This is a genomic window from Ensifer sp. Root558 (assembly GCF_001427045.1).
Taxonomy (GTDB): domain Bacteria; phylum Pseudomonadota; class Alphaproteobacteria; order Rhizobiales; family Rhizobiaceae; genus Ensifer; species Ensifer adhaerens.
Window position 1 is genome coordinate 36,263 of the sequence record NZ_LMGC01000033.1, and the last position, 14,103, is coordinate 50,365.

General features: G+C 59.2%; 11 protein-coding genes and 3 pseudogenes. 9 read left to right on the top strand and 5 right to left on the bottom strand.

All coding sequences use genetic code 11. The features are described from left to right. Nucleotides 1-118: 118 nt before the first annotated feature. The gene (gene gcvA, locus ASD63_RS24200) at nucleotides 119-1,009 is read left to right on the top strand and encodes a transcriptional regulator GcvA (protein WP_162253364.1); all 891 of its coding nucleotides are present in this window, start codon (nucleotides 119-121) and stop codon (nucleotides 1,007-1,009) included. 258 nt (nucleotides 1,010-1,267) lie between these two features. On the opposite strand, the gene ASD63_RS35270 is transcribed toward gcvA, so the two are convergent. From ASD63_RS35270 to ASD63_RS24215, 5 genes and pseudogenes are all read right to left on the bottom strand, one after another. Beyond that, nucleotides 1,268-1,507 carry a hypothetical protein gene (locus ASD63_RS35270; protein WP_156624182.1) on the bottom strand — a complete coding sequence of 80 codons (240 nt, stop codon included), beginning with the start codon at nucleotides 1,505-1,507 and terminating at the stop codon, nucleotides 1,268-1,270. Nucleotides 1,508-2,147: 640 nt separating this feature from the next. Beyond that, nucleotides 2,148-3,239, bottom strand: coding sequence for a GSU2403 family nucleotidyltransferase fold protein (locus ASD63_RS24205; RefSeq protein ID WP_060529959.1), 1,092 nt, complete (start codon nucleotides 3,237-3,239; stop codon nucleotides 2,148-2,150). 88 nt (nucleotides 3,240-3,327) lie between these two features. After that, a pseudogene (locus ASD63_RS36665) lies at nucleotides 3,328-3,423 on the bottom strand (zincin-like metallopeptidase domain-containing protein); the annotation flags it as partial. Between the two features lie 132 nt (nucleotides 3,424-3,555). Next, nucleotides 3,556-3,681 (bottom strand): annotated as a pseudogene (locus tag ASD63_RS36310) (VapC toxin family PIN domain ribonuclease); the annotation flags it as partial. Then, nucleotides 3,678-3,932 carry a type II toxin-antitoxin system Phd/YefM family antitoxin gene (locus ASD63_RS24215; protein ID WP_060529960.1) on the bottom strand — a complete coding sequence of 85 codons (255 nt, stop codon included), beginning with the start codon at nucleotides 3,930-3,932 and terminating at the stop codon, nucleotides 3,678-3,680. The pseudogene ASD63_RS36310 and the gene ASD63_RS24215, both read right to left, overlap by 4 nt. A gap of 304 nt (nucleotides 3,933-4,236) precedes the next feature. Here ASD63_RS24215 and ASD63_RS34505 point away from each other — a divergent pair. The 8 genes and pseudogenes from ASD63_RS34505 to ASD63_RS24260 form a co-directional block, all read left to right on the top strand. Beyond that, a pseudogene (locus ASD63_RS34505) lies at nucleotides 4,237-4,386 on the top strand (integrase); the annotation flags it as partial. A 1,200-nt stretch (nucleotides 4,387-5,586) separates the two neighbouring features. Then, on the top strand, nucleotides 5,587-6,369 hold the full coding sequence (locus tag ASD63_RS24230; RefSeq protein ID WP_060529962.1) for a GntR family transcriptional regulator: 783 nt from the start codon (nucleotides 5,587-5,589) through the stop codon (nucleotides 6,367-6,369). 28 nt (nucleotides 6,370-6,397) lie between these two features. Next, nucleotides 6,398-7,513, top strand: a complete 1,116-nt coding sequence (gene ugpC / locus ASD63_RS24235; protein ID WP_060529963.1) for a sn-glycerol-3-phosphate ABC transporter ATP-binding protein UgpC — start codon at nucleotides 6,398-6,400, stop codon at nucleotides 7,511-7,513. Between the two features lie 16 nt (nucleotides 7,514-7,529). Continuing rightward, entirely contained in the window at nucleotides 7,530-8,450 is a 921-nt protein-coding gene (locus ASD63_RS24240) for an ABC transporter permease subunit (RefSeq protein ID WP_060529964.1), read from the top strand. Nucleotides 8,451-8,455: 5 nt separating this feature from the next. Further along, entirely contained in the window at nucleotides 8,456-9,337 is an 882-nt protein-coding gene (locus tag ASD63_RS24245; RefSeq protein ID WP_060520845.1) for a carbohydrate ABC transporter permease, read from the top strand. 39 nt (nucleotides 9,338-9,376) lie between these two features. After that, entirely contained in the window at nucleotides 9,377-10,945 is a 1,569-nt protein-coding gene (locus ASD63_RS24250; protein ID WP_060529965.1) for an extracellular solute-binding protein, read from the top strand. Nucleotides 10,946-11,009: 64 nt separating this feature from the next. After that, nucleotides 11,010-13,334 carry a DUF4962 domain-containing protein gene (locus ASD63_RS24255; RefSeq protein ID WP_060530011.1) on the top strand — a complete coding sequence of 775 codons (2,325 nt, stop codon included), beginning with the start codon at nucleotides 11,010-11,012 and terminating at the stop codon, nucleotides 13,332-13,334. A 16-nt stretch (nucleotides 13,335-13,350) separates the two neighbouring features. After that, nucleotides 13,351-14,100 carry a glucose 1-dehydrogenase gene (locus tag ASD63_RS24260; RefSeq protein ID WP_060529966.1) on the top strand — a complete coding sequence of 250 codons (750 nt, stop codon included), beginning with the start codon at nucleotides 13,351-13,353 and terminating at the stop codon, nucleotides 14,098-14,100. The last annotated feature ends 3 nt before the right edge of the window (nucleotides 14,101-14,103 follow it).

The window sequence follows — 14,103 nt, forward strand, 5'->3', positions numbered from 1 at the left end:
TGGCCTATGGGGTAGCCGATGCTCTTGCGGGCGGCTCTGGCAGAAAAGCTATCTTCTTGACCGGAGTCCGCAAGGCGCATAAAGATCGCAATTCCATGACTTGAAGGAATGTAAAATCGTGCGTGGCCGCCTTTTGCCTTCACTCAACGCTATAAGAACGTTTGAAGCCGTCGCCCGACACAATAGCTTCACCCGCGCCGCGGAGGAGTTGAACGTCACCCAGAGCGCCGCCAGCCGGCTCGTTCGCAGTCTTGAAGAATATCTGCAGGTGGCGCTGTTCACGCGCCAAAGCCGCCGGATCGAACTGACTGATCAGGGGCGCTTCTACAATACACTGCTGCGCGACGCGCTCGATCTGATCGAGGCGGGCACTGTCGAGCTGATCTCGTCGAAGGAGGGCAAGGGGACCCTGTCGATCGGCATGTTGCCGACCTTCGGCACCCGTTGGCTGTTGCCACGCCTACCTACCTTCCAGGAACAGCATCCAGAGATAGACCTGAACATCGTCTCCAGTGATGGCGAACTGGATTTCACAAAGGAGCGGATCGATGTCGCTATCCGCTTCGGCCACGGCAATTGGACGGATGCAATTATCGATCCTTTGATGAGCGAGGAGATACAGGTCGTCTGCAGTCCCAAGCTCATGGCGGGCAAACATCCTATCACCAGCTATGAGGCACTGCGCTTTCATCGCCTGATCCGTCACTCGACGCGACCCAACAGCTGGGAGCACTGGTTTCGCTCGGTCGGCGCACATCGCGACGACCTGCAGTGGGGGCCAAGCATCGAGCATTTCTTCATGATCATCCAGGCAGCTATCGCGGGTCTCGGCGTCGCTCTCTTGCCAACCTTTTTGATCGAAGAGGATATTCGCGCCGGCAACCTGATTGCGCCATTCAGTGACCGAATTTCTGGACCAGGAGCCTACTATCTCGTCACGTCCGCAGCCAAGAGCGAACTCCCGCGCGTTAAAACGTTCCGAAGCTGGTTGCTGAGCCAACTGGCATAGATTCCGCCGCCAACCTGACATTCTCGTGCGAAATAGACGACTTAGGAGACCAGACGGCAACGGTTTAGGCACGCTCGGATTTGGCTTCTGATCGCCTTGACAGCTTGGCTTATCGCCCTCGCGTTAACGCCATAGGCTGGAGAACCAATGTTCCGAAAGCTTGCCGTCATCGCCTGCATTGTGGCTACTGGATTGGCTCTGGCGAGCTGTGCGACTCGCTCTTGCCGGGAGTGGCCGGGCACCTGCATTATTCAATGATCAAACTAGCGCCGACGATGTCTGAATGACGAGAGGCAAAAGCGTTGGCGTCTGAGTACCAATGGTCGATGCGCTCCCGAGGCGGCGCTTGCCAAAGATGAGTTTTTTGCGAGACGACAGGGGCGTCGATTGAGCGACGGTGAATTTAGCTACATCGCTTACTTTGACGAGGCAGGAGACCCGGGCATAAAAACGGTTGAGGCCGCGGGCGTGCTTTCGGCGGCGCAGCGTCACAATCAATCTCCTCTCTTTTGCGCACCTGAAGCACATCCCCCCAAGCCGTCGCTGCCGCACTCAAGAGCCTGTTCCTGTCGATTGTCGTTGATGCATATGCCAGTCGGCGAAGCGTAGACGCGAGGTTGTTGTTGCGGGCGGCCCAGATATCGGGATCGTCTACCTAACTGATCCCGGCAAGAGCCTCCCGATAGCGCTCGACTGCCATAGAGCGGAGCTTCTGTCGCTCGAATCCCGAGGCGCGGATCGCTCGCTCCTTAAGGACCCGCCCACTTTGAAACGCCAGAGATTTCACCCGAAATAACCGCCAACATGCAGGAAACTCCCCTCATCTGCCCGGCCGCGCCACGGATCGGGCATCGCCATTCAATCGCTCAAGGCCATCCGGACAAGATTAGGCCTACCGTCATCGGTGATTATAACCGGAGCGGCTGGCGCCGCCTTTTTGGCGCGACCGACATCCCTTTCGAACTCTCGGCTGGAAATCGTGGTGACGTTTACAGTCGTCTCCATGAAGCTACTGATCTGAATAAAGCACGCAGGAGTCTATCAGAAGCCGTTCATTTACTCGAACGAAACTCACCCGTTCCAGTCAGCGCCTGCGTCTCGCTGGGATCGGTTGAAAAAGCCGACCGTAATCACATCACTATCGGAAGGGCACGGTAACCTCTTCTCCGATCTCCGAGGCTCCTGTCTGGAGACACTCCCTGAGACGGTTCGTTTCCTCGGCTGTAAGCATTCCTGCCCCCGCACGGATGCCTTCTTGCCAACCAGCGCCGCGCTCCCATGCTTCGTTGTAAACCAGAGCCAGGTCAGACGTCCGTCGCGTCTGCTGGAGCGCCTCGAACAGGAGCGCTGCCTGTCGCACATCCTTGTCACGCTTGACCGCGCTCTGGCCATCTGTGTGGCGACGCGACGCGACAATAAGCTTATGGACGGCATAGCGCTCTGGGGCTGGGACTGTGACAGGAACACCCGACTTGTGGAGCAGGATCGTCCGAATGGGGTCCCGGATCAAAAAGTCGAGAAAGCGCAGCGGATCCGCGCCGGCGCCACCCAGGGCAGGCATCTTTGCGGGTTGATCAACGTAGTCGTCGCTACCTCTGTTCGAGGTCAAGAACTCCACCCGATATCCGGAGCCGCTGACAAATGCAGACGAGGCCGCAGCTCCCGAGCGATGCGGAACGGGCCGGAAGGTGGGATCGACCGATTGCAGCAGATCGACGATTGGAGGCAGGCTGTCTTCGACCTCATGACTGATGGCGTAGTCTTGGGCAATGTCGGCATCCCCTGTCAGGACTGCCGCCATGGGCAGACGCACGCCAAGAAGACCGGCGTAGCATTGGAATGCCACGGTTCCGATCAGCACGCCACGCAATCGGAATAGGCCCCCGTTCGCCAACGCCTCAACGACGTCGCCTGACATCTTGTCGGGCGCGATCATCCCTCCTTCCCGCGTGAGGGTGCTAACGAGGCGGCGCCGAGCGCGGAGATCATCCCTCTGAGCTTGAAAGTCTGCGACGCGTTGCGAAATCTCGGGGTCCTCTGCGGGGCCAACATATCGTCGTGCCCTTCCGCCATGCCCATCAGGGATGTCGAAATACCAGTATCGGCGCGCCTTTACCGTCACGGGCGTGAAGCGGCCCTCAGGCGGAAAGTCGGCTGTCCATGCGGCGTCGAGCGATCTCTGACCGAGCTCGGCAAGCATCGTCTGGTACATCAGGTCAATGGTTTTCATGGTTATACCCTTTCAGTGAAAAGGTATAACGCCATTGGGGGCAGAACACGAGTGAATTTTACGGTGGAGGCGTGTCGCCTTCATCTGTCTACGCCTCGAACGGCGGCATCTGGATGAAATCGCCGACTGGATGGTAGAACGCTTTGTTGCCGACGTGGCGGACGTCGGCGCCAAGATTGGCGAAGAAGCGGTTGGCAGCTTAGATGCGCTACTTGCCCTCACCCTCGACCGGCTCGGACTCAATCGCGTAGTACCGCGATGGCAAGCCGTCGATCTGGTCGGCGCTGAAAACACTGTAGCCCACACCCCCACAAGGAATGGCCGAGATGAAGAAGCGAGCCGCATCTTCTGCCCCAATCCACGCGACGACATTGGCATCAGCTTTGCCGTCGCCGACCTTGCGTAGTTCCGAGATAACGTTGGTATCCAGCAAGTACTTCAAGAAAAATCCACTTCGCGAGGTCTGATTTCAACACGGCGCAGCCCGAAATCGATTGCCGAGAGACCCGGCATAGCGAGAGCCTCGATAAGGCTACGGTGCTTGCCGCTCAAGCGCTCGAATTCACCATAGGTCATGAGGACATGCGAAGGCTTGCCGCGGTCTGTGATGATAACCGGGCCGCTTTTTGCCGCCTTCTTGGCGCTGCTGACGTCATGATTCAGTTCTCGGCTGGAAAGGGTCGTGATGCTCATGAGGCGCACCTCCATGTAGGTAATTACCTATATGTAACATTGAAGGACGGAATTCCTCTACAAGGGCAACGATTTTTCGCAAACCGACATCGAGGCCGCGTGAGGCCGAATTCATGGTGGCTCGAAGCGGCCCAGCAAAAGCGCCCACGGACGTGTCGGCGACCACACAAAGCGGCAAGCGGAGCCAGCGCGGAAAATCCTGCTTGATCGACGAGGTATGGCTGTGCGCCGTGGAAGGCATTCCGGGTTCGGAGCGCCGCGTGATGTCGGCACACGGCGATCTCTATATCAACGGCCTGCCGAAATGAGCGAACCCGCCTCAGAATCCGTCCTCAAACGCGCTGAAGAACTCAACGCGCTCGACGCCATCCTGCCCTTCGATCGCCGCGGTCGGCTTGCGGCCCTCCTAACCAACGACGATGTCGCCACGCTCAAGCATCTGGCCAGCGAGGGCAAAGTCATTTCGTTTCGAGCCCTGCTACTTGGACTTTTGGAGAGCGGGACGGCTCGGCCTCCCACCGAGCGCCGGAGATTTGCGAAGCGCTTCGTCGCCCCTCAAGCTTGGTTAATTCGTTCGCCGCCGTTGGAAGTAATCTGGCGGGACCTGTAGCTCGATGGTTAGAGGCCGCTCAATGGGTCGCAGGTTAGAGTCCTGCCGGGCTCACCATGCCCTTAGGATCGAAGTCCGCCGTCCATGCTTTTTGGGTCTCGCCCGATTGATCTCTCTTGGGCGTCAATCCGAAGTGCTGCAGTGTAGCCGCTTTGGGCCGAAAGAAGCCATCGCGCGCTATTGGCCGCTGATTTCAACCAGTCTCGGGTGCTGATAAATAGTAGGACGGCCAGCGTGATCTCGCGGCAGCAACGTGACGTCAATCGGTCGCCCGACCCCGTTCTAAAAATAACGGCGATCGCGTCCCTGAGGACTTTTGACAGGCCGGGGACATTTAGTCCACCCAGACTCTGCCCGACTAGCACGACTCTTTTGTTCGCCGGGTTTTGAGCTGGGGACCTTGTCGCCAAACCACTTCAGGATGGCGTGCACTGCGACTGACGCGCTGAGGCGCCAGTCGTAGAGGAATTGCAGGACCGAGCTTAAATATGGATGGCCTATCCAACGGTCGGAGCCCCACGGCGATGAATGATCGAGTCCGTCGGCCTGATTGCACTGAAACCGTCTGATCCGTTGCCGCTGGTCATCAGGTCGAGCGGCCATCGAAATCAGTAAGCCGGTTCGGCAATGCCGGGTCCAGACAAGTTGGGGACATTTGAACGTCCGCTATTCGCGGAGTATTCGAGCGACGCTTTGAACGGACGCGTGGCAGGTGTTCACTTCCGACGCTTATGACGCTCAGACAAATGTAGGTAAATTCTAATTTAAAGTGCGACATGCCAATGATTTCAATGGTTTCCCCTTGGATATTTTGGCATGTCTCGACGCTATTCTCAGCTGAATCTGGCCGATCGACGCCGCCTCTTCCACTTTGTCGAACGAAAAGGACAGCCATAGTCAGACCCTCGGAGGCGCCTTCATTGACCGCAATATAGTTCCAGTGCCTGCAAGTTTAACGCGGTCGACTGTCAACGTGGATTTCACCTTGACAACCGCGTCATGAGACATCACTCTCGCAACTAAGATATCAGTTTGCGGAATGATATGTCTCAAATTGTCGAAATTCCTGCCTTACCCCTTGAAGAATTGCTTCGTTCCTTTCCGAAGGAGGGACCGGGCAACACCACGGCCAAGGTCTATCGGCTGCTTCGACAATTGATCGTCGAAGTCAGGCTTCTGCCCGGACGGGCGTTGCCCGAAAAGGAAGTGGCCGCGATCCTCAACGTCTCCAAAACCCCGGTTCGCGAGGCGATTATCCGGCTATCCGAGGAGGGCCTGGTCAAGGTCGTGCCACAGGGCGGCACCTTTGTCGCGACGATCGAGGTGCAGCGCTACATCGAGGCCTGCTTCATTCGTTTTCGCCTCGAGTCGGGCGCAGCGGCAGAGGCCGCCAAGCGGCATACGCTGGAAGATCTTGGCCGATTGGAGCTCTCTCTCAACCAGCAGATCGAGGCTGTCGCAAACGAGGACTACACGCGTTTCTTCGAGCTCGACGAGGACTTTCACCGGGTGATCTTTTCGACGGCGCGGCTGAGCGGCGTCTGGGCCTTTGTCAATCAGGCCAAAGGCGAGATTGACCGGATGCGCCATCTGAAGATGGTGTTCGGCGTGCGCAGGACCGGCGAGGTCATCCACGAACACCGCGACATCATCGATGCGATAAGGGCCGCATCTCCGGATGAAGCGGTGGCCGCTATGACTCGGCATCTTGGCTCTCTCGAAGCCAAGATCACAGAGCTTTCACGCGATCCGAAACTGTGGAGCTACATCGAATCGATCAATGCAACCACAACAGAAAAACGGAAACCACGGCGCAGCCTGACCTGAGGTAGGCGCCGTCGGGAGGAAAACTGAAATGTCTGCAGTGGAATTGAACGACGTAGTGAAACGCTACGGCGCACTCGAAGTCGTGCACTCTGTAAACCTGAATGTCGAACGCGGGGAGTTCGTCGTTCTCGTCGGGCCGTCGGGATGCGGCAAGTCAACGACCTTGCGGATGGTGGCGGGCCTGGAGGAGATTTCCGGCGGAACGGTCTCGATCGGCGGGCGGCTCGTCAATCGGGTCGCGCCAAAGGACCGCGACGTAGCGATGGTGTTCCAGAACTACGCGCTTTATCCCCACCTCAATGTCGCTGAAAACATCGCCTTCGGCCTGCGCGTAAGGCGTGAAAAGAAGGACGCAATCGAAGCGGCCGTCAAGGAAGCGGCGGCTATCCTCGACCTCACGCCCTACCTTGCACGCAAGCCCGCGGACCTGTCGGGTGGCCAGCGGCAGCGCGTTGCCATGGGGCGGGCGATCGTCCGCAAGCCGCAAGTCTTCCTGTTCGACGAACCTTTGTCGAACCTCGATGCCAAGCTTCGCACCCAGATGCGCGCAGAGATCAAGCGGCTTCACAAACGCATGGGCGTCACCAGCATCTACGTCACCCACGACCAGATCGAGGCGATGACGCTGGCAGACCGCATCGTCGTCATGAACGGCGGCCGCGTCGAACAGGTCGGCACACCGATGGAGCTTTTCCTCAAGCCGGCCAATGCCTTCGTTGCAAGCTTTCTCGGTTCACCACCCATGAACCTCCTGCGCGCAACAGTCGTTTCCGTGGACGGTGAACTGCAGGCGCGCATAGACGCTGCCGACGCGGAAGCCGCCCTCCTCAAATTACCGATGGCAATCGTTACATCCCTGCGCGCCGATCAACGTATCCTCGTCGGCCTCCGGCCCGAGCACGTCGCGGTCGGCAAGCAAGCGAGCGGGGACGTCCAGGAAATCGCCGCGACAGTCGACCTCGTGGAGCCGCTTGGGTCCGAGGCTCTTCTGCACACCAGGATTTCCGGCCAGCCGATCGTCGCCAAGATCGAAACGCCCGCCGATGTCGAGGCGCTCTCGCAGATCGGCAAGCTGCAGATACCGGTGGGCCGTCTCCATGTTTTCGACGCCGAGAGCGGCAAAGCCGTCAACGGTCATGCGTGAGGCGAGGATGACATCGATGATCGCCGGATATTTCAAGCGCCTTGGCGAGGACCTCCGGAAAGACTGGCAGCTTTACCTGCTTATCCTTCCGATGCTCCTTTGGTTTATGCTCTTCCTCTACAAGCCCATGGAAGGACTGCAGATTGCGTTCAAGGATTTCAGCCCGTTCCGCGGTATCGCCGGAAGTCCCTGGGTGGGTCTTGAGAACTTTCGCACCCTTCTTGGCGACCAGATCTTCATCCGCGCATTCGTCAATACGATCACCATCAGCGGCCTCGGGCTGATTTTCGCCTTCCCCGTACCGATCGTGCTCGCCATCATGTTCAACGAGCTTCAGAGCGAGTTGGGCCGCAGGTTTTCCCAGACCATCGTCTATCTGCCCCACTTCATCTCGGTGGTGATCGTCGCGGGCATTGTGATCAACCTGCTGTCTCCCACGACAGGCGTGGTCAACCTCATCCTGTCGAGCCTCGGCCTTGACCGGGTCTACTTCCTCACCCAGCCGGAATGGTTCCGTACCGTTTTCATCGGATCGAACATCTGGAAGGAAGCAGGCTTCGAATCGATCGTCTATCTCGCGGCGATCGCCGGCATCAGCCCGACGCTCTATGAATCGGCCCGGGTCGATGGCGCATCGCGCTGGCAGATGATGTGGCGCATCACGCTTCCGTGCATCCTTCCGACGATCATCATCATGCTGATCATCCGCATCGGCAACCTCGTCGAGGTCGGGTTCGAATACGTCATCCTGCTCTACCAGCCGGCAACCTACCGCACCGCCGACGTCGTCTCGACCTACGTCTACCGGACGGGTCTGCAGGGTACGCAGTACGACCTTGCCACCGCCGCCGGCCTCTTCAATGCGGTCATCGCCTTCGCTCTCGTCTTCGCAGCCAACCGGATCAGCCGGAAGGTTTCGACAACCTCGCTCTGGTGATCGTCATGGCTAGCTTCAATCTCTATTCTCGCGGCGACCGGATCTTCGGATATGCGAACGCGACCCTGATCGGGCTCTTCGTCCTTTCCACGCTCTACCCGTTCATCTACATCCTGTCGGTATCGATCTCGTCGGGTGCCGCAGTCACCTCGGGTCAGGTCGTGCTGTTGCCGAAGGACCTGACACTTGCGGCCTACGAATTCGTTCTTTCGGATCGGCTCTTCTGGATCGCCTACGGCAATACCTTCATCTACACCTTCGGCGGCACGGCGGTCAGCCTCGCGATCATGATCCCCGGCGCCTATGCGCTGTCGCGTGCCCGCCTAAGGGGGCGCAAGATCCTCAACATGATGGTCGCGTTCACCCTGTGGTTCAACGCCGGCATGATCCCATTCTTCCTCAACATGCGGGATCTCGGGCTGCTCGACTCGCGGTTGGGCATCATCATCGGTTTCGCCTGCAACGCCTTCAACGTCATCTTGCTGCGCAACTTCTTCGAGGCCGTGCCGAAATCCTTCGAGGAGGCCGCCAAGATGGATGGCGCCAGCGAGTTCCAGCTGCTTTGGAAGGTTTTCATCCCCTTGTCCAAACCGGCGATCATCACGGTCGCGCTGTTCTGCATCGTTTCCAGGTGGAACAGCTACTTCTGGGCCATGGTGCTGTTGCGCGGCGAGGAGAAGATCCCGCTTCAGCTCTACCTCAAGCGGATCATCGTCGATCTTACCGCCAACGACGAGTTCGCAAGCAGCCTTTTGACGTCTCGTTATTCGTTCGAGACCGTCACCGCGGCGATCATGATCGCTTCGATCATTCCAGTGCTGCTCATTTATCCAAGCATCCAGAAATACTTCAACAAGGGCATCACCCTTGGCGGCGTGAAGGAATAACGGCCGTCTCAGTCAGTTCTGTTTAAGGAGGAGAATGGAATGAGATATATTCGAGACACGTTGGCGCTGCTTGCCACCTGTGCGTTGCTGCAATCGGGTCCTGTCTATGCGCAAGACGCTTCGCCGAAGATTACGGACGACCCGCTCGAGCTGACGATCCATTTCCATTTCCGTGACAAATACGTCTACACGGAAGACTGGCCCGTCGAGAAGAAGGCGGCCGAATGGACCGGGATCCACGTGAAGAATGTCGCCTCGCTTGCGACCAGCAGCAGCCGGGATGCGTTCAACTTGCTGATGGCCTCCGGCAACCTGCCGGACATCGTTGGCGGCGACGTCACCGGCGGGCTGAAGGACGACTTCATTCGCTATGGCATGGAGGGCGCCTTCATGCCCCTGGACGACCTGATCGAGGAGAACGCCCCCAACCTCAAGAAGTTCTTTGACGAGCATCCGATCGTGCGCCAGGCCATCAGCGCACCTGACGGTCACATCTACTTCATCCCCTATGTGCCCGAGGGCGAATTCTCGCGCGCCTGGTTCATCCGCCGGGACTGGCTCGACAAACTGGGCCTGAAGGTTCCGGAAAACGTCGACGAACTCTATGCCGTTCTCAAGGCTTTCCGCGAGAAAGACCCGAACGGCAACGGCAAGAAGGATGAAGTTCCCTACTTCGCACGCGAGCCGATCGAAGCAGTCCGACTGATCAACATGTGGGATGCCCGCGTGTCCGGCTCGGAACGCTACGGCGACTTCATGATCGAAGACGGCAAGGTCGTGCATCCCTGGACAACACCGAACTATAGGACCGGCATTTCCAAAGTTGCGCAGTGGTTCAAGGAGGGCTTGATCGATACGGAGGTGTTCACGCGTGGAGCTCGGGTGCGTGAATACATGCTCGGCAACAATATCGGGGGCATGACGCACGACTGGTTCGCAAGCACGTCCAACTACACCGACGCTCTGAAGGACAGCGTTCCAGGCATCGACTTCGCGCCGATGCTGCCGCCGAAGACCGTGTCCGGGAGGCGCTTCGAGGACAGCCGGCGTGCGACCGTTCAGCCGGCAGGTTGGGCGATCTCCTATTCGAACCAGCACCCGGTCGAGACGATCAAGTACTTCGACTTCTGGTTCTCCGAAAAGGGCCGGATCCTGTCGAACTGGGGCATCGAGGGCGAGACCTATGACATGGTCGACGGCAAGCCCGTCTACAAGCAGACCGTCCTTCACAACCCCAAGCCGGTGAACGCCCAGATGTGGGAAATCGGCGCCGGCGTGCCGCGTGGCTATTGGGCCGCCTATGCCTCCGAGGAGCAATGGACGAACAAGATGGCTCTCGACGGGATCGCCATGTACGAGAAGGAACCAGGGCTTCTGCAGCCTGAGTTTACCGGCGTCTCGATGAACAGCGACGAGCGCGCCGTTTACGACAAGTACTGGCCGAGCCTTCTCACCTACATGATGGAAATGCAGCAGACCTGGGTCCTCGGAGCCCAGGATGTCGATGCCTCCTGGGACGGCTATGTCGCCCGGCTCGACCAACTCGGCTACGCCAAGGTCTCCGAGGTGATGCAGGCGGCCTATGACCGCCAATACGGAAAGAACTGACCCGATTATCGGGCGCGACCGGGTCGCGCCCGCCTCTATCACGTATTCAAAGGACGTCATTTCGATGCCCAAAACCGCTGAAGCACCCCGCCTGCAATATCTCGATGAGCCAAAACCGGGGACCCTGACGATCGGCTATCAGCCGGCCGGCGAAAGCTCTGTCGAAAATCCGCCCCGTTTCAGTTGGCTGCCGGCCCTGAACGACGATGCGCGCTATGTGGTGCGGATCTCCAGCGATGCGGCCTTTGCGCCCGGGCGGACGCTGGTCTTCAACAATATCGCCTGGAACTTCTTCACCCCGGATACAGTGCTCGAACCCGGTTCCTACTGCTGGTCATTTGCCCTTTGGAATGACGCCGAAAAGCGTGCGGCCTCCGATTGGAGCAGCGTGCGTGAATTTACGCTCAAGCCGGGCCTTCCCGAGACGGCCTTGCCGCGCGCGGCAAAGCGGCGCGACATCATGGATCTTCGCCATCCCCGCCTGTGGCTCAATCCGGATGGCATCACCAACTTCCGCAGCCGGTTGCAGGAGGATCCTGATTGCTGCGGCTGGAAGACCTTCTACGTGAACTCGGTGGAGCCGTGGCTCTCGCGGAGCCTGATCGCCGAACCGCAACGTTACCCGGATAATGTGCGCACCGCCAAGCTCTGGCGGCAGATGTACATCGACTGCCAGGAGGCGATCTACGCCATCCGGCACCTGGCGATTGCAGGTATCATCCTGGATGACGCACACATGATTGCGCGGGCCAAGGACTGGCTGCTGTCGGTCGCGACCTGGGATCCGCAGGAAGCAACGGCCCGCTCCTACAATGACGAGGCGGCATTCCGCGTAGTGACCGCGCTCGCCTGGGGCTACGATTGGCTATACGACCATCTCGATGACGGTGAGCGAGAGCGCGTGCGTCGTGTGCTCCTTGCGCGGACACGCGAAGTCGCAGACCACGTGATCTGGCGTGCGCGCATCCATGTTTTCCCCTATGACAGTCACGCGGTGCGCTCGCTTTCGGCGGCCCTCACGGCGGCTTGTATCGCGCTGGCCGGTGAGGAAAAGGAAGCCGAGTGCTGGCTGGACTACACGGTCGAATTTCTTTTCACCCTTTATTCGCCCTGGGGCGACAGCGACGGCGGGTGGGCGGAGGGTCCACACTACTGGATGACCGGCATCGCCTATCTGACGGAAGCCGCCAATCTCATCCGAAACTTCCTCAAGGTCGATCTCTATCGGCGGCCGTTCTTCCAGAAAACCGGTGATTTTCCGCTCTACACGAAGGCGCCGGGTACGAGGCGAGCATGCTTCGGAGACGACTCCACCCTCGGCGATCCGCCTGGTCTCAAGGTTGGCTACAATGTCCGCCAGTTTGCCGGCGTCACCGGCAACGCCCATTACCAGTGGTATTTCGAGCGGCTGAAGGCGGATGCCGCCGGTACCGCCATGGAATTCTATAACTACGGCTGGTGGGACCTCAATTTCGACGAGCTTGTCTATCGGCACGATTACCCGCAAGTCGAGGCAAAGGCGCCTGCCGACCTGCCGCCGGTCAAGTGGTTCAGGGAGATCGGCTGGGTTGCGATCCAGAAACACATGGACGATCCCGATCGCCACATCCAGTTCCTGTTCAAGAGCAGCCCCTTTGGTTCCTTGAGCCACAGTCACGGCGACCAGAACGCATTCCTGCTCTATGCCTTCGGCGAGGATCTGGCGATCCAGAGCGGTTACTATGTCGCCTTCAACTCGACCATGCATCGCAACTGGCGCCGGCAGACCATATCCAAGAACGCGGTCCTCATAGGCGGCAGCGGGCAATACGCCGAAGGCGACAAGGCGATCGGCAAGAAGGCGGGAGGTCGGATCACGGCGGTGCGCGAGGAGCCGACGCATGTCTTCATCAGCGGCGATGCCACGGCGGCCTATCGGGCGAACAATCCGCTGGTCCTCAGGGTCGAGCGAGACATCCATTTCGCCAGCAGCGACTTCCTCGTCATCGTCGACCGCGTCGAATGCGTCGAACCACAGCCCCTCAAATGGCTATTTCACTCCGCCCATCAAATGGACGTGGGCAGCAACAGTTTTCGTCTGACTGGCGAACGGGCGGGGCTCTACGGGCAGTTCGTGTTTTCAACCGCAGGGCCGCCGCAGATACGCATGATCGAAGGTTTCGAAGGCGTCGATCCAACCGAAATCGAGGGCCTGGCCACCCAATATCACATCGAGGCAACGCTTCCAGCGTCCACCAAGCAGACCCTGGTGACGCTTCTCGTTCCCTATGCCCTTAGCGAACCCCGGCGGGTCTTTCACTTCGTCGATGACCAGGGCTTCAGTGCCGACCTCTATTTCACCGATGTCGACGACAACCAGTTGCGCATCATCATCCCCAAGAACTTCTGATCGGAAAGGAAATGTCATGAACGGACTGAAGGACAAGGTCATTTTAGTAACTGGCGGCGGCCGCGACATCGGCAAGGCCTGCGCCGAGAGGCTTGCCAGCGACGGCGCAAAGGTCGCAATCACCTACCTTGGCTCGGCGGCTAGCGCCGAGGAGTGCGTGAGGGCGATAACGGCTTCCGGTGGCAAGGCGATCGCCATCAAGGCGGACATGACCGTGGCCGCCGATGCACAACCGGCTGTCGACGGGGCAGTTGCCGCGTTCGGTCGGCTCGATGGGCTGGTGCATGTCGCCGGCGGACTTTTGGCGCGCAAGACCTTGCAGGACATGGACGAGGCGTTCTTCCGGCAGGTGATCGACGTCAATCTCACTTCACTCTTCAACGCATCCAAGGCGGCCGTTCCGGCGATGGCCGACGGTGGCGCGATCGTCACCTTTGCCTCACAGGCCGGCCGGGATGGCGGCGGCCCTGGTGCGTTGGCCTATGCCACCTCGAAGGGGGCGGTCATGACCTTCACGCGTGGTCTTGCAAAAGAACTCGGACCAAGGATCCGCGTCAATTCGGTTTGCCCGGGCATGATCTCTACGACCTTCCACGACACGTTCACCAAGCCGGAAGTGCGCGAGCGTGTCGCTGCCGCAACGCCGGTCAGGCGCGAGGGCCGATCGGACGAGGTCGCCAATCTGGTCACCTTCCTTGTCTCCGATGAGGCGTCGTTCATCACCGGCGCCTGCTACGATGTAAACGGCGGCACGCTGTTTTCCTGATAT

What these genes read in the sequence shown, in the direction of transcription:
- ASD63_RS24205 (WP_060529959.1), bottom strand. Translation starts at nt 3,239, where the DNA reads ATGAAAACCATTGACCTGATGTACCAGACGATGCTTGCCGAGCTCGGT.
- ASD63_RS24215 (WP_060529960.1), bottom strand. Translation starts at nt 3,932, where the DNA reads ATGAGCATCACGACCCTTTCCAGCCGAGAACTGAATCATGACGTCAGC.
- ASD63_RS24230 (WP_060529962.1), top strand. Translation starts at nt 5,587, where the DNA reads ATGTCTCAAATTGTCGAAATTCCTGCCTTACCCCTTGAAGAATTGCTT.
- ugpC (WP_060529963.1), top strand. Translation starts at nt 6,398, where the DNA reads ATGTCTGCAGTGGAATTGAACGACGTAGTGAAACGCTACGGCGCACTC.
- ASD63_RS24240 (WP_060529964.1), top strand. Translation starts at nt 7,530, where the DNA reads ATGATCGCCGGATATTTCAAGCGCCTTGGCGAGGACCTCCGGAAAGAC.
- ASD63_RS24245 (WP_060520845.1), top strand. Translation starts at nt 8,456, where the DNA reads ATGGCTAGCTTCAATCTCTATTCTCGCGGCGACCGGATCTTCGGATAT.
- ASD63_RS24250 (WP_060529965.1), top strand. Translation starts at nt 9,377, where the DNA reads ATGAGATATATTCGAGACACGTTGGCGCTGCTTGCCACCTGTGCGTTG.
- ASD63_RS24255 (WP_060530011.1), top strand. Translation starts at nt 11,010, where the DNA reads ATGCCCAAAACCGCTGAAGCACCCCGCCTGCAATATCTCGATGAGCCA.
- ASD63_RS24260 (WP_060529966.1), top strand. Translation starts at nt 13,351, where the DNA reads ATGAACGGACTGAAGGACAAGGTCATTTTAGTAACTGGCGGCGGCCGC.